20 protein-coding genes are annotated in these 23206 nt (G+C 70.8%); 13 read left to right on the top strand and 7 right to left on the bottom strand.

Features of this window, described 5'->3' with window-relative positions; all coding sequences use genetic code 11:
• Window positions 1–15: 15 nt before the first annotated feature.
• Both ACWCPF_RS24280 and ACWCPF_RS24275 read right to left on the bottom strand, forming a co-directional pair.
• Window positions 16–1770, bottom strand: a complete 1755-nt coding sequence (locus tag ACWCPF_RS24280; RefSeq protein ID WP_451047167.1) for a thiamine pyrophosphate-binding protein — start codon at window positions 1768–1770, stop codon at window positions 16–18.
• Entirely contained in the window at window positions 1767–3317 is a 1551-nt protein-coding gene (locus ACWCPF_RS24275; RefSeq protein WP_451047166.1) for an aldehyde dehydrogenase family protein, read from the bottom strand. Before ACWCPF_RS24275 ends, ACWCPF_RS24280 begins: the two co-directional genes overlap by 4 nt.
• 129 nt (window positions 3318–3446) lie before the next feature.
• Between ACWCPF_RS24275 and ACWCPF_RS24270 the strand changes: the two genes are divergently transcribed.
• The 5 genes from ACWCPF_RS24270 (at window position 3447) to ACWCPF_RS24250 (ending at window position 9702) form a co-directional block, all read left to right on the top strand.
• Entirely contained in the window at window positions 3447–4229 is a 783-nt protein-coding gene (locus ACWCPF_RS24270; protein ID WP_451047165.1) for an IclR family transcriptional regulator, read from the top strand.
• A gap of 96 nt (window positions 4230–4325) precedes the next feature.
• The gene (locus ACWCPF_RS24265) at window positions 4326–5528 is read left to right on the top strand and encodes a CaiB/BaiF CoA transferase family protein (protein ID WP_451047164.1); all 1203 of its coding nucleotides are present in this window, start codon (window positions 4326–4328) and stop codon (window positions 5526–5528) included.
• Window positions 5525–6346, top strand: coding sequence for a citryl-CoA lyase (locus ACWCPF_RS24260; RefSeq protein WP_451047163.1), 822 nt, complete (start codon window positions 5525–5527; stop codon window positions 6344–6346). The genes ACWCPF_RS24265 and ACWCPF_RS24260 overlap by 4 nt, the downstream gene beginning before the upstream one ends.
• A gap of 153 nt (window positions 6347–6499) precedes the next feature.
• Window positions 6500–8671, top strand: a complete 2172-nt coding sequence (locus ACWCPF_RS24255) for an outer membrane protein assembly factor BamB family protein (protein WP_451047162.1) — start codon at window positions 6500–6502, stop codon at window positions 8669–8671.
• Window positions 8672–8685: 14 nt separating this feature from the next.
• Window positions 8686–9702 carry a ThuA domain-containing protein gene (locus tag ACWCPF_RS24250; protein ID WP_451047161.1) on the top strand — a complete coding sequence of 339 codons (1017 nt, stop codon included), beginning with the start codon at window positions 8686–8688 and terminating at the stop codon, window positions 9700–9702.
• A 55-nt stretch (window positions 9703–9757) separates the two neighbouring features.
• Here the strand turns inward: ACWCPF_RS24250 and ACWCPF_RS24245 are convergent, their stop codons facing one another.
• Both ACWCPF_RS24245 and ACWCPF_RS24240 read right to left on the bottom strand, forming a co-directional pair.
• The gene (locus tag ACWCPF_RS24245) at window positions 9758–10603 is read right to left on the bottom strand and encodes an MOSC domain-containing protein (RefSeq protein WP_451047160.1); all 846 of its coding nucleotides are present in this window, start codon (window positions 10601–10603) and stop codon (window positions 9758–9760) included.
• Window positions 10604–10606: 3 nt separating this feature from the next.
• Window positions 10607–11500 (bottom strand): winged helix-turn-helix transcriptional regulator, encoded by an 894-nt coding sequence (locus ACWCPF_RS24240; RefSeq protein WP_451047257.1) that lies wholly within the window; start codon window positions 11498–11500, stop codon window positions 10607–10609.
• A gap of 12 nt (window positions 11501–11512) precedes the next feature.
• Here ACWCPF_RS24240 and eno point away from each other — a divergent pair, with 12 nt between their 5' ends.
• The 4 genes from eno (at window position 11513) to ACWCPF_RS24220 (ending at window position 16881) form a co-directional block, all read left to right on the top strand.
• A complete protein-coding gene (gene eno, locus ACWCPF_RS24235) occupies window positions 11513–12730 on the top strand; it encodes a phosphopyruvate hydratase (RefSeq protein WP_451047159.1) in 1218 nt (405 codons plus the stop codon).
• A gap of 367 nt (window positions 12731–13097) precedes the next feature.
• Window positions 13098–14114, top strand: coding sequence for a DNA-directed RNA polymerase subunit alpha (locus ACWCPF_RS24230; protein ID WP_451047158.1), 1017 nt, complete (start codon window positions 13098–13100; stop codon window positions 14112–14114).
• Between the two features lie 390 nt (window positions 14115–14504).
• Window positions 14505–15863, top strand: coding sequence for an erythromycin esterase family protein (locus ACWCPF_RS24225; RefSeq protein WP_451047157.1), 1359 nt, complete (start codon window positions 14505–14507; stop codon window positions 15861–15863).
• Between the two features lie 91 nt (window positions 15864–15954).
• Window positions 15955–16881, top strand: coding sequence for a hypothetical protein (locus tag ACWCPF_RS24220; RefSeq protein ID WP_451047156.1), 927 nt, complete (start codon window positions 15955–15957; stop codon window positions 16879–16881).
• Here ACWCPF_RS24220 and ACWCPF_RS24215 read toward each other — a convergent pair.
• Complete coding sequence (locus tag ACWCPF_RS24215) at window positions 16838–17248, bottom strand: TetR-like C-terminal domain-containing protein (protein WP_451047155.1); 411 nt, start codon at window positions 17246–17248, stop codon at window positions 16838–16840. The genes ACWCPF_RS24220 and ACWCPF_RS24215 overlap by 44 nt on opposite strands.
• Between ACWCPF_RS24215 and ACWCPF_RS24210 the strand changes: the two genes are divergently transcribed.
• Window positions 17238–17888, top strand: coding sequence for a hypothetical protein (locus ACWCPF_RS24210; protein WP_451047154.1), 651 nt, complete (start codon window positions 17238–17240; stop codon window positions 17886–17888). The two genes, ACWCPF_RS24215 and ACWCPF_RS24210, sit on opposite strands and share 11 nt — an antisense overlap.
• Before the next feature lie 89 nt (window positions 17889–17977).
• Here ACWCPF_RS24210 and ACWCPF_RS24205 read toward each other — a convergent pair whose 3' ends face one another.
• The gene (locus ACWCPF_RS24205) at window positions 17978–19159 is read right to left on the bottom strand and encodes an FAD-dependent oxidoreductase (protein ID WP_451047153.1); all 1182 of its coding nucleotides are present in this window, start codon (window positions 19157–19159) and stop codon (window positions 17978–17980) included.
• Window positions 19160–19320: 161 nt separating this feature from the next.
• On the bottom strand, window positions 19321–20292 hold the full coding sequence (locus ACWCPF_RS24200; RefSeq protein WP_451047152.1) for a Clp protease N-terminal domain-containing protein: 972 nt from the start codon (window positions 20290–20292) through the stop codon (window positions 19321–19323).
• 68 nt (window positions 20293–20360) lie between these two features.
• Between ACWCPF_RS24200 and ACWCPF_RS24195 the strand changes: the two genes are divergently transcribed.
• The 3 genes from ACWCPF_RS24195 (at window position 20361) to ACWCPF_RS24185 (ending at window position 23193) form a co-directional block, all read left to right on the top strand.
• Window positions 20361–20720, top strand: coding sequence for an excisionase (locus ACWCPF_RS24195; protein ID WP_451047151.1), 360 nt, complete (start codon window positions 20361–20363; stop codon window positions 20718–20720).
• Between the two features lie 261 nt (window positions 20721–20981).
• Window positions 20982–21590 carry a TetR/AcrR family transcriptional regulator gene (locus ACWCPF_RS24190; RefSeq protein ID WP_451047150.1) on the top strand — a complete coding sequence of 203 codons (609 nt, stop codon included), beginning with the start codon at window positions 20982–20984 and terminating at the stop codon, window positions 21588–21590.
• Between the two features lie 400 nt (window positions 21591–21990).
• The gene (locus ACWCPF_RS24185; protein WP_451047149.1) at window positions 21991–23193 is read left to right on the top strand and encodes a glycoside hydrolase family 1 protein; all 1203 of its coding nucleotides are present in this window, start codon (window positions 21991–21993) and stop codon (window positions 23191–23193) included.
• The last annotated feature ends 13 nt before the right edge of the window (window positions 23194–23206 follow it).

The following is a 23206-nucleotide window of genomic DNA, read 5'->3' as shown; positions in this document are numbered from 1 at the left end:
GAAGGCGTGGGGCGGTCATTCGGCGAAGGACCCGCGGTAGATGTCCTTGATGTTCCAGTGGCCCGGCGTCGGCACGGGTTCGTTGACCATCGGTACGTCGATGACGGCGGGCCTGCGCCGGGCGATCGCGTCGGCGAGGGCCTTGGAGAGATCGGCGGGGGCGGTGACGGTGTGTCCGTCGGCGCCGCAGGAGCGGCCGAAAGCAGCGAAGTCCGGGCTGTACGGCTGTCCTTCGGCGTCTGTGAACTCGCAGCCGTAGGACCGGCCGAACGACGAGGCCTGGAGGTCGGCGATGGTGCCGTGGGCCCGGTTGTTCATCACCACGAAGACGACGGGCAGGCCCTGTTCGACGGCCATCGGCACCGCGGGCAACTGGGCGCCCATTCCGCCGTCGCCGATCAGCGCGACCACCACGCGGTCCGGCTGTGCCAGTTGCACGCCCACCGCGGCGGCCGGGCCGAAGCCCATGGTCGAGGCTCCGCCGGGGGTGATGAACCGTCCGCCTTCGGGGAGTTCGTAGCACTGGGCGACGCCGTTCTTGTTCCAGCCGACGTCGGTGACGAGCACCGCGTCGTCGGGGAGCGCCTCGCGGAGGTCGGCGAGGATGCGCTGGGGGCGGAGCGGGAAGTTGTCGCTGCGGCCGTCCTCCAGGGCGGTGTCGAAGACTGCGCGGCGGGCGGTGGCGATGGTTTCGCGCAGGCCGTCCCGGACCCGCGGCTGTGGCCTGGCGGTCCGTACGGCCTCGTCGATGGCCCGTACCGCGTCTCCGACGTCCGCGACGGCGCCGATGTCGACGGGATAGTTGCGGCCGATCTCGGCGGGGTCGATGTCGATCTGGATGAGCTTGCTGGGCGGGCTGTCCTTGTCGCCGAAGGTCCAGGTGTACGCCGGGTTCCATGAGCTGGCGTCGGTCTCCGCGAACCGGGTGGCCAGCGCGAGGACCACATCGGCGCCCTTGGTGTACGCGTGGGTGGTCTCCAGGCCCCAGAAGCCGGGCATGCCGAGCAGCAGGGGGTGGCGGTCGGGCAGGACGCCCTTGCCCATCAGGGAGTGCGCGAGCGGGATGTCGAGGTGCTCGGCGAGCGCCGACAGGGCCTGCCGGGCGCCCTGTTCGCGCAGTCCGCCGCCGAAGTAGATCAGCGGGCGTTCGGCGTTCAGCAGGGTCTGGGCGATGCGCTCGGCGGTGGCCCGGTCGAGTCCGGGGAGTGCGCCGCCACCGGGCAGCGGGTACGCGTCGGTGTACTCCTCGACCTGTCGGCTGAACAGGTCCATCGGTACGTTGACCAGCACGGCTCCCGGCCGGCCGGAGGTCGCGGTCCAGAACGCCCGTTCCGTGGTGCGGGCCAGGTCCTGGACGCGTTGGACGTTCCAGGCGCGCTTGGTGAAGGGCCGGTAGATGGAGGTCTGGTCGGCGTCCGCGTGGAGGTTGACCTCCTGGTGCGGGTGGCGGCCGGCGTAGTAGGAGGGGATGTCGCCGGAGATGACGATCAGCGGGATCGAGTCGAGGGCGGCGGTGGCGACTCCGGTGACGGCGTTCATCATGCCGGGGCCGACGTGGGTGAGCAGGACGCCGGGCTTTCCGGAGGCGCGGGCGTAGCCGTCGGCGGCGTGCGCGGCGGCCTGCTCGTGGCGGGCGATGACGAATTCGATCGGGCTGGGGCCGAGGGCGTCCAGCAGGGCGATGTTGGTGTGGCCGCAGGTGCCGAAGACGTACTCGACTCCGTACGACTCCAGTTGGGCGGCCAGGGCTTCGGCGGCGGTCACGGTCATGCGTCGGTCTCCCCGTCGAAAGAGGTCGTGTCGGTGGAGGTCGTGTCGATGGAGGTCGTGTCGATGGAGGTCGTGGTGCCCCACACGGACTGGCCGCGGAGCATGAGGGTTTTGACGACCGTGTAGTCGTCGATCATCGAGCGGGGTGTCTCGCGTCCGAAGCCGGAGTCCTTGACCCCGCCGAAGGGGACATGGTCGAGGCGGTAGTTGGAGCTGCCGCCGACGATCAGCGCGCCGGTCTCCAGCTCGCGCCAGGCGGTGATGATGCGGCCCAGGTCGCGGGTGAACAGTCCCGCCTGCAAGCCGTAGCGGCTGGTGTTGCAGGCGTCGATGACCGCGCCGAAGTCGTCGTAGGGGAGCACCGCGACCAGCGCGCCGAAGACCTCGTGCAGCACGACGGAGGAGTCCGGCGGCGGGTCCGCCACGACGGTGGGCGCGGCGGTGGCGCCGTCCCGGGTGCCGCCGCGCAGCACCCGGGCGCCGGAGCCTGCGGCCTCGGCCGACCAGCGCACCACGCGTTCGGCGGCCTCCTCGTCGACCATCGCGCCGACGTCGGTGTCCGGGTCGAACGGGTCGCCGACCTTGAGGGTGTCGACGGCGGCGGTGAAGGCGTCGAGGAAGGCGTCGTAGCGGGAGCGGTGGACGTAGACGCGTTGGACGGAGATGCAGCTCTGGCCGGAGTTGCTGTAGCCGGTGCGGGCGCACTCCTTCGCGGCCTGTGCGATGTCGGCGTCCTCGCAGACGACCGTGGCCGCGTTCCCGCCGAGTTCGAGGACCAGGCGTTTGGCCCCGGCCGCGCGGGCGACGGCCCGGCCGGTCGCCGCGCTGCCGGTGAAGCTGATGACGGCCACCTCGTCGGCCGCGCACAGCAGCGCGCCCACCTCGCCGCCGCCGTGCAGCAGTTGCACGGCCTGCGGGGGCATGCCCGATTCCAGGAGCAGCGCGACGACGGCGGCGGTGGCGGCCGGGGCCTGCGGCGGAGCCTTGACGAGGGTGGTGTTGCCTGCGGCGAAGGAGGCTCCGAGTTTGTGCGCGAGGAGGTTCGCGGGGGCGTTGAAGGGGGTGATGGCGAGGGCCACTCCGGCCGGTGCGCGGTAGGTGAAGGCGGTGTTGCCGACGCCGCGCTGCCAGCCCGCGACGGGGAGGGTCTCGCCGCCGATGTGGCGGGCCTCCGCCGCGCACACGGCAAAGGTCTCCGCGACCCGGTCGATCTCGCCGAGTCCGTCCTTGACCGGTTTGCCCAGTTCCAGGGCGAGGAGGCGGGCCAGGCCCTCGCGGTGGGCGCAGGCGGCGCGGGATGCTCGGTCCAGGATGTCTGCGCGCAGAGCCGGTGCGAGCCCGGCCGGGGTGCGGGCCGCGGAGCGGGCGTAGGCGAGGGCGCGGGAGATCTCCTCGCCGGTCGCCGTGGTCGTCCGACTGACGACTCGGCGCAGGTACGGGCCTGTTCGGGTTGCGGCGGGACCGTTGCCACCCCACTGGCCTGCCACGTACGGAGGCGCTTCGGCCACCGTCGTGTCCGCGCCGGCCTTGAGAAGGGATTCGAGCATGAGATCTCCCAGGAAACCGCTGAGTGGTACTGGTGGACTGCTCTGTGGGTCGGCGTGTAACGTACGGGCGCCAACTCGCGGTGGCAAGAGGGCAGTTCGAGGAAGTTTCGAAGCGGAGGGAGAAGGCGCGTGAGCGACAGCGACCATGAGCGGGCGGCCGAGGCGACCGGGGTGCGCAGTGTGCGCAGGGCTCTGGACATCCTGGGACTGCTGACGGAGGATCAGCCGACCGCCACGCTGCGGGAGATCGTCGACGCCACCGGCCTGGCCAAGACCACGGTGGTCCGGCTGGTGCAGACGCTGGAGCAGTGCGGTCTGCTCTGGGACACCCCGGCCGGCTACACCGCGGGTCCCGGTCTGTGGCGCTGGGCGCATCTCGCGCAGACCAGCTGGGAACTGCCCCGGGAAACCCGCAAGTTGATGCGCGAGCTGGCCGAGGAGCAGCAGGAGACGGTCAACCTGTTCATGCTGCGCGGTCTGTCCCGTGTCTGTGTGGCCCAGCAGGAGAGCCCGCAGCCGCTACGCCATGTCGTACGGGTCGGCGACGAACTCCCGCTGTGGGCGGGCGCCTCGTCCAAGATCCTGCTGCGTACGGCTCCCGACAGCCTGCTGCGCCGGATCGCGGCGGGTTCCCCGCACGGCGAGGGGCACGCCAGGCAGCTGCGGGTGTGGGCGGATCTGGCGGCGGAGCGCGGCGTCGCGGTCAGCCGGGGCGAGCGCGACGAGGGGCTGACGGCCGTCGCCGTGCCCGTCGTGGGCCGCAGTGGGGCGGTCGTCGCCTCACTCTCGCTGAGCGGGCCGAGCCACCGTTTCCCCGAGTCCGTCATCGAGCGGTTCGCCAGCGCCCTCGCCGAAGTCGCCCGGCAGATGTCCGAGCAGGGCTTCGACCACCCGCTCAGCCCGTCGAAATGAGCCCACGGCAGCGACCGCGGAACCGGGAGCAGCCACAGAACCCGGAGCAGTCACAGACCCCCGAGCAACCGCAGGAACCGCAGAAGGAGCCGGTGCATGCCCGAACGACCGCTCTCAGGAATCCGCGTACTCGATCTCACCAATGTGCTGGCAGGACCGTACTGCAGTTATCACCTCATGCTCCTCGGCGCCGAGGTCGTCAAGGTCGAACAGCCCGGCCGGGGCGATCTCGCCCGTGGTCTCGGCCCTGATCCGGAGCTGAACCGGGCCGGTATCGGCGCCTCGTTCCTCGCCCAGAACGCCGGCAAGAAATCCCTCGTCCTCGATCTCAAGGACCCCGGCGACCGGGCCGATTTCGAGGAACTGGTGCGCGGCGCGGATGTGCTGCTGGAGAACTTCCGGGCCGGGGTACTGGCCCGGATGGGGTACGGCGCCGACCGGCTGGGGGAACTCAACCCGCGCCTGGTCAGCTGTGCGATCACCGGCTTCGGGCAGTCGGGACCGATGAGCGCCGCGCCCGCCTACGACCAGATCATCCAGGGCCTGTCGGGCATGATGAGCATCACCGGCACCACGGACACGGCGCCGCTGAGGGTGGGCTTCCCGGTGTGCGACTCGCTCGGCGGTCTCGGCGCGGCCCTCGCGATCAGCGCGGCGCTGCTGGGCCGGGAGCGGACCGGGCGAGGGGCGCGGCTGGACGTCTCCATGCTGGAGGTCTCGCTCTCCGCGATGGGCTGGGCGGTCTCCAACTACCTGGTCAGCGGGGTCGATCCGGAGCCGATGGGCGACCAGAACGCCACCGCGGCCCCGTCCGGGACCTTCGAGACCTCCGACGGGGGGCTGAACATCGCGGCCAACCGGCAGGAGCAGTTCGTCACGCTCTGCCGTCTCGCCGGACTCCCCCAGCTGATCGACGATCCCCGGTTCGCCGAGCGCGAGGCGCGCAAACGGCACCGCGCGGAGCTCAACACCGAGCTGAACGCGGCGCTGCGCCGGCGGACCGCCCTGGAGTGGGAGACGACGTTGTCCGCGGCCGGAGTGCCGGCGGCCCGCGTCCTGACGGTCCCCGAGGCGGTGCGGCTGGAACAGCTCGCGCATCGCGGCTTCTTCACCGATCTGCCCTATCCGGACGACTCCGGCCGCACACTGCGGGTCAGCGGCAACGGCGTGCTGGTGGACGGCGAACCCCTCACCCCGGACGTCCCTCCCCCGCTGCTCGACCAGCACGCCGAGGAACGGGAGCGGCTGATCGCCCGCTGGCGGGCGCACCCCGCCGCCACCGAGGCCCACGCGTCATGACGGCCGGGCCACAGGACGGCCTGGTCGCACAGTGGTGGGCCACCGCCGTCAGCCGGGTCGAACCGGGCGTCATCGAACTGCGCGAACACCCCGTACAGGACTTGATCGGCCACGCGAGCTTCGTGGAGACGATCTGGTTGATGCTGCGGGGCGAACTTCCCCGTCCCGCGCAGGCCGCGCTGCTGGAAGCAGCGCTGGTGGCAGGCGTCGACCACGGACCGCAGGCGCCCTCGATCGCCGCCGCCCGGATGGCCGCCACCTGCGGGGTGGGGCTCAACAGCGCCGTGGCCACCGGGGTGAACATGCTCGGCGACGTCCATGGCGGGGCAGGTCAGCAGTGCGTGGAGCTGCTGAGCGCGATCACCGAACGGCACGGACAGGGGCGGGAGTTCGACCTCTCCGTGACGGAGGTCGTCGGCGAGTGGCGGGCCCGCTCGCGCTATCTGCCCGGCTTCGGCCACCGCTTCCACCCCCGTGATCCGCGCCGCGACCCCCTGCTGGCCCTGGTGGACCGGGCCGTGGCGGACGGCCTGGTGGCGGGCGCTCACCTGAGGGCGGCCCGCGCGGTGGAGGCGCGGCTCAACCGGGGGCGCGAGGGCAGGAAGCCCGTGCCCATGAACATCGACGGCGCCACCGCCGTCATCTACGCCGAACTCGGCTTCGCCGCGCCGCTGGCCCGCGGCCTCTTCGTCCTCAGCCGCAGTGTCGGCATCCTGGCGCACGCCTGGGAAGAGACCGGACAGGGCCGCCGCAACAAGAGTCCCATGCCGCCGTCCATGGTGCCGGTCCACCTGGCGGCACCAACAGCGCACCCCTAGCGCGTCGTTGAGCCTCTTCGCCGGAAAATCCGCCGTCGGGCGTCTTGTCACGGGCACACAGCCGTCCCTAACGTGACCTCTCATCACGCGAACCCATTCTGCGGATCACGCGAACCATCCAGCGGACCTTGATCGAATCGAGGGAACTGAACGATGGAAAGACGCACCTTCCTCCGGACGGCCGCGGCGGGCAGCGCGGCCACCGTCTCCACCCTGGCGAACCCCGCCGAAGCAGCCGCGAACGGCACCCCGAACGGGTCCTCGGGACTCGCGCTCCCCGTGCCCCCGCAGTCCGCCGCCCTCGGCGCCACCGGCGTCGACTGGCCCAAGGTCGGCGGCAATTACGCCAACCAGAACCACTCCACGCTCCGCGCCATCACCCCGCAGAACATCAAGCGGCTCGGCGGCGCCTGGCACACCAACCTGGAGGGCGGCTCCACCAGCGCGTACCAGCAGTGCACGATCGTCGTGCAGGACGGCGTGCTGTACGTGGAGACCACCCAGCAGAACGTCTTCGCGATCAACGGCAGGACCGGCGAGGTGATCTGGCGGGCCGGCCTCGGCACCGAGACCACCAACATGCGCGGCGTCGCCGTCGCGGAGGGCAAGGTCTTCAGCATCTCCGGCGCCAACGTCGTCTACGCCCTCGACCAGAAGACCGGGGCGGTCGTCTGGCAGAAGCCGCTGATCGTCGACGACAACGGCGGCGACGACGGCTGCGACAACGACAGCGGCCAGTGCGGCGGCAACAGCGGCGGGCTGGCGGGCGCGGTCGTGCACTGGGACGGCCTGGTCTACATCGGCACCGAGGGCTCGACCGCGGGCGCACGCGGCCGTGGATACGCGCTCGACGCCAGCACCGGCGACGTCGTGTGGACCTTCTGGGGCCCGCCGGGACCCGGGGAGTTCGGGCACGACACCTGGGAGGGCGACTCCTGGAAGACCGGCGGCGCGGTCCCCTGGATCCACCCCGCCGTCGACCCCGAACTCGGCCTGGTCTACTGGACGTTCGGCAATCCGTATCCCCGCACGGACGGCTCCTCGCGCGGCGGCGACAACCTCTTCGCCAACTCGATCGTGGCCATCGACGCCAAGACCGGCAAGCGGCGCTGGCACTTCCAGTCGGTCCACCACGACATCTGGGACGCCGACAACGTCATGGCCCCGGTGCTCGCCGACCTGATCGTCGACGGCCGGAAGCGCAAGGTCGTCGTCTACGGCTCGAAGACCTGCTGGTACTACGTCCTCGACCGGCGCACCGGCGAGGCGATCCACGGTATGGAGGAGCGCCCGGTCCCCCAGCACGCCCTGCAGAAGACCTCGCCCACCCAGCCCTTCCCCGGCGGCGAGCCCTTCGTCTCCCCGTATCCGGAGCTCGACAAGACGACCCGGCCCGTGCCCTTCTACCCGGCCGGCGGCCTGTACGACGTCTTCTGGGACCGGGCGACCATCATCTTCCCCGGAGCGGGCGGCGGAGCCGACTGGGGCTTTCCCTCCTTCAGCCCCAGGACCGGCTACGTCTACGTCGGCTACGGGCTCGTCAACTCCTCCTACTCCAACACGCGCGGTGGCCGCGTCAACACGGCCCGGCCGCTGGGCGAGCTGTTCGGCGGCGGGCTGGTCGCGATGGACCCCCGCACCAACACGGTCGCCTGGCGCAAGGAGGGCCCCTGGTCGCTGGCCCACGGCAACGGCATCCTCACCACCGCGGGCCGCGTCCTGCTCCAGGGCCGCCCGGACGGCGTCCTCGAAGCGATGGACGACACCGACGGCACGACCCTGTGGACCTGGCAGTGCGGCGCCGGAGTCAACACCATCCCCGTCTCGTACGAGATCGACGGCGAGCAGTACATCGCCGTGCTCGCCGGCGGCAACGGGCTCCCCTTCCCCGACATCCCGCGCGGCGACCACCTCTGGGCGTTCAAACTCGGCGGCAAGGTCGGGCAGGCACCCGCGCCCACCCCGCCGTCCCGCCGCAACCAGATCCGCACCGCCGCGGTGACCGGTGCGACAGCGCGCAACACCGTCACGCTCGGCCGCGTCTGGAACACCGGCGCCGGCGCGCCCGGCACCACCGAGAACACGGTCGCCCAGAACGCCATGGCGCCCCAGCACCTGACGGTCCCGGCCGGCACCGCGGTCACCTTCACCAACCCCGCCGGCAACCAGCAGGCGCACGGCGCGGTCGCCTTCTTCGACGCGGAGTTCGACACCGGGCTGCTGATGCCGGGCCAGTCGCACACGCACACCTTCGACAAGCCCGGCGAGTACTTCTACAACGACCCGGTCTTCCCCCAGTCCACCGGCAAGATCGTCGTCCAGTGAGAGGACCGGCCGCCATGGCGTCCAGCGCACGTACAGCTCGTACGACGGTGTCCGTACTGGCCGCGGTCGGCGCCACGCTGCTCATCGCCCTGGCCGCCTTCCTCGGCCTCCAGCGGCAGACGGCAGCGCACGAAGCGGGCCACCCCACCGGAGCCGGAGCCGGAGCCGGAGCCAGCGAACTCGGCGACCCCGACTACGGAGTCTGCCGAGGCATCAGCGCCAAGTGCTACCACGACTGGGGCAACTTCACCCCGGCCGCCGACGGCTACCGAGTACTCCTCTACACCCGGACCGCGGGCCCCCGCCACGCCAACCTCGGCCCCGCACTCGGCACCGGGCTCAACCCTGCGCTCGCCGACGCCAACGTCGTGCAGAAAGCCGTCGTCGGGATGGGCGAGGAGAACGGCTTCACCGTCGACTGGACCGAAGACGTCACCCAACTCTCCACACCCGCACGGCTCTTCCGGTACAACGCGGTCGTCTTCTACTCCACCAGCCGCGACACGCTCGACGACGCCGCTCAGACCTCGCTGCGCCAGTACATCCGCGGTGGCGGCGGCCTCGTCGGGATCCACAACGCCTTCGGCACGGAGTACAACTGGCCCTGGTACGAGGGCCTGTTGGGCGGCGCGAACTTCTACGACCACGGGCCCGACCAACGCGGCACCGTCGTCGTCCAGGACCGCCACGACTCCTCCACCGCGGGTCTCCCGGCCCGCTGGAGCTTCACCGACGAGTGGTACAACCTCGTCCCGGCCCCCTCGAAGGTCCGCGTCCTGGCCACCGTCGACGAATCCACGCTCGCGGAGGGCGTCACGGGCAACCAGGGCCACCCCGGCCACGGCAGACACCACCCGGTCGCCTGGTGCCAGTACTACGACGGCGGACGCGCCTGGCTCACCACCCTCGGCCACGACGCCAAGGCCTTCTCCACGGACGGCTCGTTCCCCGGCGCGGAACAGTTCCAGAGCCTGATCCTCGGCGGCATCGAGTCCGCCATGGGCAAGACCCCGTTCTGCCGCGCGAGCTGACCGGTATGACGCCGTGCCGGACAGCAGCCGGTCAAGAAGCCGGTCAGGATGCCGGTCAGGGAGTCTGCTGCAACGAGATCGAGTCGCCCACGCGGACGGCCCCCGGTTCCAGCACGTCCAGGTACACGCCGACGCACGACAGCCGGCCCAGGTCGAACACCGGAACGCGGTGGGCACGGGCAACCGCGCGCATGATGCCGGGGTCCGGCGGCAGTTCGTCGTGGCCGAGGGTCGGTATCACGCAGCGGGGTGTGGGCACCACGACGCGGAACAGCGCCTCCCCCACCCGCAGCCGTGACCCCGGCCAGGCGTCCTCCGGGAAACCCGGCCCTCCATGAGTGTCCACGACCAGGTTCGGCCGGAAGCGCCGCGCGTCGAAGTCCCCGGCGGGGTACACCGTTCGCACGCGGGCCAGAGCGGACGTGGTGACGAGATGAACCTGGCCGAAGTCGAAGAACGTCCCCGGGGAGACACTGCCCGTCGTGATGCTCTCCCCAGTGGCATCGACGGTCGCCGACTCCCGTACCGCCTGCGGGACACCGCCCTCGTACTCGGGCACGGCGCGCTCCAGTCCGGTGTGCTCCGGCACGGTGGCCGAGACGAAGACCTGACGGCCCAACAGCTTGGACAACTCCACGTCCAGGTCGGCGCCTTGAACGGACCGGGCAGTGCCGTCCGGCAGCACGACCCGGACCCTGCCGGAGTCGTCCAGGCGACTCCGGCAGCGAAGCAACTCCCCCCACTTCCGGGGGTGTTTGGCGCTGCCCACCGTGCCCGCCTCATCGAGCACGGCGTACACCCGGTCCCCGGAGAGCCCGCCTTCCGTGACCGCTACGGCGATCAGGGCCTCACCCAGCATCGACTTCACCGGATACCGGTACAGCGCCGTCACAGTCCCCATGGATCAATCATGCCGGGCGCAGTCCACGGCCAGGCGGAGGCTCTCGGTGACGGCGTGCGGGATGTCGCTGATCGGGAACAGCGTGTGGCGGACGGTCCGTTCGGCGTCGACGACCAGGATCAGACGCTTGTGCCGCAGCCGTCCCGCGCCGCGGAACATCGGCAGCCGCAGGGCTGCCGCCAACTGGTGGGCGGCGTCGGAGAGGAGCGGGTACGGGACGCCCTCGGCTCCAGCGAACTCCCTCTGCTCGTCGACGAGTTGCGTGCTGACACCGCGCACCGCCACACCCGCGCCCCGGAAGTCGGGCCAGGCGTCACGGAAGAGCCGGTTCTCCAGCGTGCAGCCTGCGACGCCGGGGATCGGCGGCTCGCCCCACTCGACGCCCGTGCCCGGGTACGTGAACAGCACGGTCGCGACCGCGTCCGGTGCGACCAGGGGCAGGTCGGCGCCCTGCGTGCCGGGCAGTTCGAGGCCGTCGGGCAGACGGGTGCCGGCCAGGGCGTGCAGCCGGGCGTGCTCGGCACCGTCCTCGGCCGCGGTCGCCGTCACGCTGCCGTCGCCCAGCCAGCGGTCGCCCCAGTCCTGCATGGCGACGAGCAGGGGCAGCAGCGCCGTCCCGGAGTCCGTGAGCAGGTATTCGTAGCGCACCGGGCGCCGCTGGTAGAGGCTGCGGTGCAGGACTCCCTGGGCGACGAGCCGGCCGAGGCGCTCGGTGAGCACCTTGCGGGACAGCCCGATCTCGGCGGCCAGCGCGTCGAAGCGGACGTGGCCGCGGGCGGCTTCCCGCAGGACTCGCCCAGGCCGCCAGAGTGCTGGGAGACTGGTGGAACGTTCTGCTGCACCGTGACCGCCATCAGCCGGGTCGTCGCACGGGAGATCATCGACAGCCGGGGCAATCCGACCGTCGAGGTGGACGTGGAACTCAGAGACGGCTCGCTCGGCCGCGCCGCCGTGCCGTCGGGCGCCTCCACCGGTGCCCGGGAGGCGGTCGAACTGCGCGACGGCGACCCGGCCCGCTTCCACGGCAAGGGCGTGCGCAGGGCCGTGGACGCCGTGAACGAGAGCATCGCGGACGCGGTGACCGGACTCGACGCCGAGGACCAGGCGACCGTGGACCGCACCATGATCGAGCTGGACGGTACGGACACCAAAGCGCGCCTCGGCGCCAACGCCCTGCTCGGCGTCTCCCTGGCCACCGCCAAGGCCGCCGCCGCTGCCCACCGGCTGCCGCTGTACCGCTATGTCGGCGGCGTCGACGCCCGGCTGCTGCCGGTGCCGATGATGAACATCGTCAACGGCGGCGCGCACGCCGACAATCCGCTCGACTTCCAGGAGTTCATGATCGCCCCGATCGGCGCGGCCACCTTCGCCGAGGCCGTCCGGATGGGCTCGGAGGTCTTCCACACCCTGCGCGGCAACCTGATCGCCGCCGGACACAGCGTCAACGTCGGCGACGAGGGCGGGTTCGCCCCCGATCTGCGCACCGCCGACGAGGCCCTCGACTTCGTCGTACGCGCCATCGAGCAGAGCGGCTACAAGCCCGGCACCCGACATCACCCTCGTCATGGACCCGGCCGCCTCGGAGTTCTTCCACGACGGCGTCTACGACTACACGGGCGAAGGGGTCCGCCGTGCCCCCGCCGAACACGCCGACCATCTCCCTCGCTCGTCGACCGCTACCCCGTCGCCTCCGTCGAGGACCCGATGGCCGAGGACGACCACGAGGGCTGGCGTCTGCTCACCGCCCGGCTCGGCGAGCGCTGCCAGCTCACCGGCGACGACGTCTTCTGCACCAACGAGACGCTGCTGCGCGCCGGCATCCGGGACGGCATCGCCAACTCGATCCTGGTCAAGGTCAACCAGATCGGCACCCTGACAGAGACGCTGGCCACGGTGGCCACCGCCCACCGCGCCGGCTACACCGCCGTCATGTCCCACCGTGCCAGCGAGACCGAGGACACGACCATCGCCGATCTCGCCGTCGCCAGGGGCTGCGGCCAGATCAAGACCGGCTCGCTCTCCCGCGCCGACCGCACCGCCAAGTACAACCAGCTCCTGCGCATCGAGCAGGAACTGGGCGCCCAGGCGCGCTACGCGGGCGCGGAAGCGCTGGGCCTGCGCAGGTAGCGGACGGCCCGAGACGGCCGTCCTCGCAGGAGGCCCCGGTCCTCGCAGGAGGCCCCGGCGCGAGCGGCACGGCGCCGGGGCTTCCTGGCGGCGCAGGTGGCCGTGTGCAACGTCACGCGAACGTGACGCGGCCCGCTGCCCGCCAGGCGCGCAGGCCCGCCCGGCTGTTCTGCGTGCCCGGGAGCTGGCCGCGGGCGGAGCGGAAACGGCCGTCGAGCTGCGGGCGGAGGGAGGTCCGAAGCCTTCTTGCCGGGTCGCAGCCGGGCGGTTCGGCCTCTTCGGAAGCCGAACCGTCCGAATCGCCCGTACGCTTCATGGTGTCCACGGCGTCACATCGCGGGCGCCAAACCACTGGAGGCAACACCACGTGCTGATCGCTCAGCGTCCGTCCCTGACCGAAGAGGTCGTCGACGAGTTCCGCTCCCGGTTCGTGATCGAACCGTTGGAGCCGGGCTTCGGCTACACCCTCGGCAACTCCCTCCGCCGAACCCTGCTCTCCTCGATCCCGGGTGCGGCGGTCACGTCCATCCGCGTCGACGGCGTGCTGCACGAGTTCACCACCGTGCCGGGCGTCAAGGAGGACGTCACCGACCTGATCCTCAACATCAAGCAGCTGGTCGTGAGCAGCGAGCAGGACGAGCCGGTCGTGATGTACCTGCGCAAGCAGGGTCCGGGTCTGGTCACCGCCGCCGACATCGCGCCCCCGGCCGGTGTCGAGGTGCACAACCCCGACCTCGTCCTCGCCACGCTCAACGGCAAGGGCAAGCTGGAGATCGAACTGACCGTCGAGCGCGGTCGCGGTTACGTCTCCGCCGTGCAGAACAAGCAGGTCGGTCAGGAGATCGGCCGCATCCCGGTCGACTCGATCTACTCGCCGGTGCTCAAGGTCACGTACAAGGTCGAGGCGACCCGTGTCGAGCAGCGCACCGACTTCGACAAGCTGATCGTCGACGTCGAGACCAAGCAGGCGATGCGTCCGCGTGACGCCATGGCCTCCGCCGGCAAGACGCTCGTCGAGCTGTTCGGGCTGGCCCGTGAGCTGAACATCGACGCCGAGGGCATCGACATGGGCCCGTCCCCGGTGGACGCCGCCCTCGCCGCGGATCTGGTGATGCCGATCGAGGAGCTGGAGCTCACCGTTCGGTCGTACAACTGCCTCAAGCGCGAGGGCGTCCACTCGGTGGGCGAGCTCGTGGCTCGTTCCGAGGCGGATCTGCTCGACATCCGCAACTTCGGTGCGAAGTCGATCGACGAGGTCAAGGCGAAGCTGGCCGGTATGGGCCTGGGCCTGAAGGACAGCCCGCCCGGATTCGACCCGACCGCCGCCGCCATCGGCGTGGACAACGACGCGGACGCGGGTTTCGTGGAGACCGAGCAATACTGAGCGTCGCGCTGCGCCGGTCGTAGTTGACGCTTCGCGTACGGGGCAGGAGGACCTCCACGGCGGCCGTCGGGCGGCCTCCGCCCGGCCCGGGTCCGCGGCCGCACCCGCGGCCGGGCCCGCGCCTGCGCGCGTACTCGTGCCTGCGCGCGAAGGCCGTCGGCGACGACACGGCGCGGCACCGGGCCTTATGTGCAAGCCGCTGCTCGGCCTGGAAGGCCGGGGTGGCGAAGACCGCCGGCGACCTGGCCCACGCCTACCGCCAGGTCAACGCCACCTCGGCAGGCTGCCTCTCTCCGTCGTGGTCCATGCGAGCGGATTGCCCGGAACCGTAGATTTCGCGCACCGCGCCTTGGGCAACACGTGTGCGTGCGAACGTTTCCTCATGTTCTGGTGCTGATTGCCGCGATGGTGGTCGGAGGTCCGGCCACCGCCGCACCCCGCGACGGGGACAAGGACGGGGGCGGGGGCGGGGACGGGGACGGGCGGATCGTGGCCGCAATCCAACGCGCGGCCCGGCCGCTGCACTCCACCGAGCCGACGGGCAGTCTGGAAGACCTCGGTCCTGTGGGGGCCATGGTGGGCCGGGCGCGGGTGGTCGGGGTCGGCGAGGCGACCCATGGCTCCCACGAGTTCGTCACCATGAAGCACCGCGTCTTCCGATACCTCGTGGAGAAGAGGGGCTTTCGGACGGTTGCCCTGGAGGCCCCCTGGAGCACCGGACGGCGCCTCGACGCCTACATCGTGCACGGGCAGGGAGATCCGCGCCGCATCATGAGCGAGGACCTCCAGTACGCGTACGAGCTCTGGAACAGCGCCGAGTATCTGGACCTGGTCGAATGGATGCGGGCCCACAACCTCCGGCACCCGGGCGATCCGGTACGGATCATGGGCGACGACTTCGGCTACACGGGTCCTGAGCTCTACGAACGGGTGATCGGGTACGTCGCCGCAGCACGCCCCGAGCTTCGGGAACGCATCGCCGAGCTGTACCGCGGGCTGCCGCCCACCCTGCCTTCCGGCGCGCACCAGAAGGCCTACTTCGCCCGGCCGCTCGCCGAGCGCCAGGAGATGGCCGAGCGGACCGGGCAGGCCGTGGCACTGCTCGCGCGTCTCACGCCGCCCGCCGCGGCCGACCCGCAGGCACACGAGGAGCGCGAGGCGCATGCCTGGGCGCTCCAGGACGCGACGACGATCGACCAGACCGCCCGCCAGTACGCGTTCGACCCCGCCGATCCGGAACAGGTGGCCGCGATCATGCGCTGGCGCGACTCGGCCATGGCGGAGAACGTCGTGTGGTGGCAGCAGCGGACCGGGACCCGGGTCCTGCTGTCGGCCCACAACGGACACGTCGCCTACGAACCGGAAGACCCGCCGAATCAGCCCAAGACCCAGGGGGCCTTCCTCCGCGATCGGCTCGGCGCCGGGTACACGGCCGTCGGGTTCACCTTCGGCCAGGGTTCGTTCAAGGCCACCGACCCCGCCGAGACCGCGATGCTCACCCAGACGGTCGGCCCTCCGGCGCCGGGAGGCAACGAGTACGTTCTGGACCGGGTACGCCACCCCCGCTACGTCCTGGACCTGCGCACCGCTCCCGCCGTCGTGCGCGACTGGCTGACGACGGCCCGCCCCACCCGCAGCATCGGTACGGCATACCCGGAGCCGGAGTACGACGTCGCTCTGGCCCGCTCCTACGACATCCTCATCCACCTGCACCGAGTGCGCGCCGTCCGCCTTCTGAACGAGCCCTGACCGCCGCAAGCCGGCCGCCGATTTGTCACTTAGAGTTTATATTCAGTATCTTTAAGTTACAATCGGGCTAGTCGTCGGTGAGGAGAATGTCATGGGCTACACGCTGTTGCGGGGCTTGTTCGTCATCCGCTATCCCGACCTGCCACGGCAGGGGCCGGAGCCTGACGGCGACACGGTCAAGTTCAAGCCGGACTCGCCCGCCCTCGTGGAGAGCCTGCGCCGGCCGTCGGGGATGCCGCCGGACATCAGCGCCCGGGGCATCTCGGTGCGCCTGGAGGCGATCGACGCGCTGGAGACGCACTTCGGCGGGACCCACCAGGAACTGGCCGGCGCCAACGCGGCCCGTGAGAGGCTGCTGCAGTTCCTCGGGTTCACCAACGTCACCTTCTTCGAAGACCATCCGAACAAGGTCAAGTCGGCCGACCAGGACAGCATCCGCGGACATGTCCTCTCCAACGGGATCGACGCCAACGGCCGAATGATCGGGTTCGTCTACCCGGGCGACCCGACCGAGCCGGACGGGTCGGACGTGTTCCTGGACGAAGCCGGGGTGGACCGGTCCGCCAACGCGACGCTGCTCACGGAAGGCCTGACCTACCCGGCGTTCTACGCGACCCTGCCCGCCTCGCTCCGCACCCACCTGGCGACGACGTCCCGTGCGGCGCGGGCAGCGGCGGCGGCAACGGGGTTGTGGCCCCGCTCGAAGGCCGACCCGAACGGCAAGGCCAACGTCCCGGACCTCGACACGCTGGAGCAGTTGGTGATCTGGCCCAAGCTGTTCCGGCGGATCGTGCCCTACCTCGCGACGGGAGCCCCCGACTTCAACGGCTTCGACGCCTGGCTGCGCAGCGACCCGGTGCACCGCGACGATCCCCTCTTCCTTCTGGACCGGGGCGAGCACGGCAACCTGCACGACGTGATCGAGGCCGCGGGCCAGGACATTCAACTCACGGTCTGGCCGGAGGACTTCATCATCAGCCCCGACCCGGCACCGCCGGGGGCAACCATCCACCCCTAGCGGCGTGGACGAGGGGGAGGAACACCTCGTCCACGATCTCGATGAGCACGTCGTCGGAGATGGGGTGGCGGGTCAGCAGCATCTCGTGCCGCAGGAGGTTGGTGGGGGACGTGATGACGCGAGGGCTGAGGTCGGCGGACGCGATCTCACCACGTTCCGCGGCCCGCTCGAGGACGGTGGTCATCACGCCGCTCATGGTGGTGAGGGTCGCGGGGTCGAGGTCGGGGGCGTCGGCCATGAGTCCGTGGATGATGTCCGGGGCGATCTCACGATGGCGTTGAGCCATCCGCCCCAGCACGGCCAGGACGTCGCCGCGCAAGTCGCCGGTGTCGGGGATCTGGTCGGTGATGGAGCCGGTGTTCGCCACTCGGTCGTTCGCCGCGTCCTCTGCCCTGCTGTTCCTGTCCGGGCTGGCGATGTTCGGCGCGATGCTGCTGCCGCTCCACTACGAGCAGTTGCGCGGTCGGAGCGTGGTCGCCGCCGGCCTGCTACTGGGCCCGCAGGGCCTGGGCAGCCTCCTCGCCCGCGGGGCGGGCGGCCTCACCGACCGCATCGGGTCCCGCCCTGTCGTACTGGTCGGCACAGCGCTCACCGCGCTGGGGACGCTGCCCTTCGCCTACGGGGGCGCGCATGCCAACGGGTTGGTCCTTGCCACCGCACTCGTCGTTCGCGGTGCGGGACTCAGCGCCGCCAACATGGCCGTCATGGTCGGGGCCTTCCGCGATCTCACTCCCGCGCAGATCCCGCACGCCAGCAGCACCACGCGGATCATGCAGCAGGTCGGTGGATCCTTCGGCGCGGCTGTCCTCGCCGTCATCCTGCAAGGACAGCTCGCCGACCACTCGGGCGTCGCCGGGGAGGCAGCCGCATTCGGCCACACCTTCGCCTGGGCGCTGTCGTTCACCGCCCTCGCGCTCCTCCCGGCGCTCTTCCTTCCCCAACTGCCGCACAGGCCCGCCCAGTCGGCCCGGAAGACAAGCGCGGTGGTTCGGCCCCCGGGACGATGACGCATCAGCACTGACGATGCCCTCCACCACACCGCAAGCATCTCTTCTCGACGACCCGGCCGCTTGGTCGTGTTCGGTCGCCGTCGCCGTCAGTCCGGCTGGAAGAACGCGAGCATTTTCCGGCTGGCGTCCGGCGCCGTCAGAACTTCCTGGATCTGCGCGGACTGCCGGCCGACGGCGCTGGTGCGTTCGAACATCTCGCGCTCGTATTGCTTGACGGCGGCGGGAAAGTCGTCCGGGTGCGCGGCCAGCGCAAGGCCGAGCAGGACGCCGTCGAGCAGCGCCATGTTGGCGCCCTGCCCGACCGGCGGCATCAGGTGCGCGGCATCGCCCAGCAGCGTCACGTCCGGCGTCGACGGCCAGGTCAGGCCGACCGGGAGCGTGCTGATCGACCGTGGCAGGACCGTGTCGTCGCAGGCTGCGATCAGTGCGGTGAAGCGTGCGTCCCAGCCGGCGAACAGGTCGATCAGCCGTGCCCGGGCGGCAGTCGGGTCGCCGAACGGGATCCCAGTCGTGGCGAACCAGTCCGCAGCAGTGTTGTAGAAGCTGAGGTAGACGCGTACGCGGCCGTCGCCGTTGCGCTGCGCCGACAGGGATTGTCCGTTGCCGAGCACCCAGTAGTTGCCGCGCCCGACCATCGCCGCGAGGTCGGGATGGGTGCGGTCGATGTCGGGAATGCCGAGCTCGACGGCGTTCTGGCCGGTGTGCGCCGGTCGGGCGTCGGTGAGCAGGGCGCGGACCCGGGAGTCGGCGCCGTCGGCGCCGACCAGCAGGTCATAGGTCGCGCTGCTGCCGTCGGCGAAGTGCAGCAGGCCCTCGGCGGCGGATTCGAACGCGTGCCCCCAGCGCACCGCGTGTGCGGGGAGGGAGTCCAGCAGCAGATTGCGCAGATCGGCCCGGTCGACCTCGGGTCGATCGAGCGGGGCGTCGTCGGGCGTGTCCTCCTGCAGCAGCAGGGTGCCGTCCGGTTCGAGAAGACGCAGGTCCTGGCCTTCACGACGGGCGATCGCGTGGAACTGGTCGATCAGGCCGGCCTCGCGCAGCGCCCGCTGCCCGGTCCCGGAGTGCAGATCCAGCATGCCGCCCTGACCGCGCGCGTCGCGTGAAGCTTCACGTTCGTAGACGACGGCGTCGATGCCGTTGACGTGCAGCACACGGGCGAGGGCGAGGCCGCCCAAACCGGCTCCGACGATGGTGATGGCGGTCGGGGGAATGGTCGGGATCGGGGTTGGGGTTGGGGTTGAGATTGGGGTCGGGGTCGGGGTCGTCATGGTTGTCTCCGATTCGCCGGACGATGAGGGCCGGCCGGTGCAGTGCCCGGCGGAACGCGTTCGCGTCTTGCCCGAGTCGGCAAGCGCAACTGCCCATGCCTGGCAGGCCTGCGCGCCGACGGCCTGCCAGGAGCCGCGCTACGCCTGCGCGGGCGCGGCAGTCACCGGCGGAGCCGGGGCGCGAGGACGGTGCGCACGGCCTTGGCCACGTCGCTCGCGGCGGATCCGTCCTCGTCTTCGGGGTCCGGTTCGAGCATGCGCTGTACCTGTAGCAGCAGTTGGTTGGTCGACCGCCAGAGCGGGACGAACAGGCCGGCGACCGGCCCGACGCCCTGGATCGGGCCGTCGGACAGCTCGGCGACCTTCTTGGCGGCCGTGAGCGTGGTCGGGTCCCGCAGGATCAGGTGCACCTCGTCGTCGACCAGCCGGATTTCCATCTTGCGCGCGGCTGCCTCCTCCGGGTTCGCGTCCGTGGTCGTCTCCGGATCCAGTTCGTCGATCTTGGCGGCGACCGCGTCCGGGTCGACCCCGAGTTCGCGCAGCACCTTGGCCGCCATGCTGTTCTCCGCCCGGAGCATCGCCTCCAGCAGATGGTGGCTGCCGACCGGTGCGCCGCCGGCCAGCGCGCTGGCGACGGACACGGTGTCCGCGGTGGCGGGGGTGCCGGCCGGCCAGGGGCCGGCCGCGACGTCCTGCGACCCCTCCACCGACGCCAGCACCGCGGCACGGATCTTGCCGATCGGGTTGATCCGCTCGGCAAGGAGCTTCGCGCCGAGGCCCTCACCTTCCCTGACCAGGGCGAGCAGGATGTGTTCCGTACCGATGGAGGTGTGGTGCAGCTGCTGCGCCTCGCGCAGGGCGAGGTCCAGCGTCTTCTTCGCGCGCGGCGCGAACGGGATATGGCCGCTCAACTCCTGTGTGCCGGGCTTCACCACCGCGGCGATATCGGCCTGCGCCGTCGCCTTGTCGTACCCGAGCTGGTGCAGAACTTTCGCCGCCGTCGTGTCCGGCGCGTCGAGCAGCCCCAACAGGATGTGCTCCGTGTCGATGTGGTGGTGCTTGAGCAGCCTCGCCTCCTCCTGAGCCGTGACGACGACTTTGCGGGCTTCCACGGTGAACCTCTCGAATGGCATGCTTCCATGGTCCCAACCATGTCAATACACTGTCATTGACAGGGTCACCGTGGGGAAGGGAGGGTGTGATGGAGACACCGTCGGACTGGGAGGACCGGCTCGCGCGCTGGCAGAGCGAGCTGGAGCTGTTCGAGCAACTGGACGAGACACCCTGGGTCACCCTGGCCAAGGCGGAAACCGAGACCGGCGTGTCCCGCTCGGCCCTGCGGTCCTGGTACCGCAACGGCGAGATCCAGTCCCGGCTGGTGGACGGCCCCAACGGGCCTCAGCGCCTGGTCCGGCTGGACGCGGTGATCGAACGTGCCGCCGCGTCACCGCGCATTCAACGCAGGGCGGAACGCGAAGTGAGTCTGGAGGCCCAGGTCACCCTGCTACGGCACCGGGTCGACCAACTTGAGCTGCGGCTGGCCGCGCTGGAACGGAAGTGACCGGCACGGGCATGCCCTCGCGTTCGTCGAGCAGCTCCTCCAGCCCCACGAGGCCGCCCCCTTGCCGACAGCAATCAACAGGCCCGCGCGGCCGGCGCAGGACGGATACGATCGATCTCCGTATCCGGAGCGTTGCCTGTCGATCGTCCGCGACCGTCACAGAGCGAGAAACGCGAATCCTAACCATATGGTAGAATTTAACCGCTCAGCCGCCGCTTAGAACCGTCCCGGACCGGCTTCGCCGAGGAGAGTGAGCGCACCGTGGGCCAAGCAAAGGCACGTGGACCGTACGCCAGGACCCCGGCCCGCAAGGCGGAGATCGTACGAGCGGCACGCGACAGTTTCGCCGAGAACGGCTACGCCAAAGCCTCCCTGCGCGACATCGCGGAACGAGCCGGCATCACCCACGCCGGCCTCCTGCACCACTTCAGCAACAAGGACGAACTCCTCGCCGCGGTGCTCGCTCAACGCGATGCGGAGGAATGGCTGCAGGGCCTGGAAGAAGTGGACGGCCCGGACCAGCTCGCCCCCTACCTCGCCGAGCTCATCCGCCACCACCAGAAGGCGCCCGAGCTGATGCGCCTGTGGATCGAGCTCGCCGCCGCGGCTTCGCGACGGGATCATCCCGCCCACGCCTACTTCGCCGAACGCTACGAACGCGGGCGCACCCAGTTCGCCGAAGGATTCAACGACGAGGCCGCGCGCGGCAAGCTGCACGAGGGCGTCAGCCCAGAAAGCGCGGCAATCCTCTTCCATGCCGTGCTCAACGGGCTCCAGTTGCAGTGGGTGCTCGATCAGGACCTCGACATCGTCGGGCCCGTCACCGACTTCGTACGCCTGCTCTTCGACCAGGGTCCCGCCGACGCGTGAGCATGTCGCCGCCCGATGAACGCGGCGCCGCACGCTCCGCAGGCGCTCACGGGCGGCCCGAGGGTCTCTCTCGCGGCAGCGACGCCGTGATGCAGCGCGCCGCCCCCGAGCTCGAACTTCTCTGAACCGGCGCGGGAACGTGCGGATCGGCCCACCCATGCCGAGGCCCCGTTCCCGCAGTCACCGCCCCTGAGGCGAACCGAACTGCTCCACCCCGTCGGCCGGGACGCTGCCTCCGCATAACGTTCTGATGACGAAGCCGTTCGACAATCTTCCGGATTCCGCTGCCGCCGCGGTCTACTGTCGCAACGAAAACTAACCACACGGTAAGAGTTGGCGCTCGCGCACCACGCACGCGCACGCCGACGAGCCCGCCACGTCAGCCGGAAAGCAGTCGACGATGACCGAATTCCCTCCCGGGTTCCTCTGGGGAGCCTCCACCGCACCGCACCAGATCGAGGGCAACAACCTCAACAGCGACTTCTGGGCCAACGAAGGCCGCATTCCGGGCATGGAGCGCAGCGGCGACGCCTGCGACAGCTACCACCGGTACCGCGAGGACATGCAGCTGCTCGCGGACGCGGGGCTCAACGCCTACCGCTTCGGTATCGAGTGGGCCCGGATCGAGCCGCTCCCCGGCCTGGTCTCGCGCGCCGAACTCGACCACTACCGGCGCATGATCGAGACGGCCTTCGAGCTCGGGCTGACCCCGGTCGTGACCCTGCACCACTTCACCAGCCCGCTCTGGTTCGCCGAGGAGGGCGGCTGGCTCGGCGAGCGCGCGGTTGACAGGTTCCGGACGTACGTCGAGACGGTCGCGCCCATCCTCGACGGCGTCGAGTGGGTCCTCACCATGAACGAGCCGAACATGCTGGCCATCATGGTCGGCATGGCGCGGGCCTTCCAGAGCGCGCAGGCCGACGGGGAGTGGCAGAGCCCGACCCTCGACAACGACGGCCCGCGCCCGCAACTGCCCGCCCCCGACACGGCCATCGGCGAGCGGCTCGTCGAGGCGCACCACGCCGCGCGGGAGGTGCTGCGCGAGCGCACCGGCGCCAAGGTCGGCTGGACGGTGGCCAACCGCGCCTTCGTGGCCCGTCCCGGGGCGGAGGAGAAGAAGCGGGAGCTGGAGCACGTCTGGGAGGATCTCTACCTGGAGGGGTCGCGCGGCGACGACTTCGTGGGCGTGCAGTCGTACTCCAGCCAGTGGGTCGGCCCGGACGGCATCGAGCCCTATCCGCCGCACCCGGACAACACGCTGGTGGGAACCGCCTACCGGCCCGACGCGCTGAGCATCGCGGTGCGGCACACCGCCGAGGCCACCGGCGGCCTGCCGATCCTGATCACGGAGAACGGCATCGCCATCGGCGACGACACCCGCCGCATCGCCTACACGGGCGAAGCTCTGGAGCACCTGGGCAAGGCGATCGCCGACGGGGTGGACGTACGCGGCTATCTGCACTGGAGCCTGCTCGACAACTACGAGTGGGGCCACTGGGCGCCGACGTTCGGGCTGGTCGCGGTCGACCGCGAGACCTTCGAGCGCCGCCCCAAGCCCTCGCTGGCCTGGCTGGGCGAGACCGCCCGCCGCGGCCGGATCTGACCGTACCCCGACC

The sequence above is a fragment of the Streptomyces sp. NPDC001858 genome (assembly GCF_053594615.1).
Note: the sequence above shows the minus strand (reverse complement) of the source record. Positions and strands in the feature narration are given on the sequence as shown.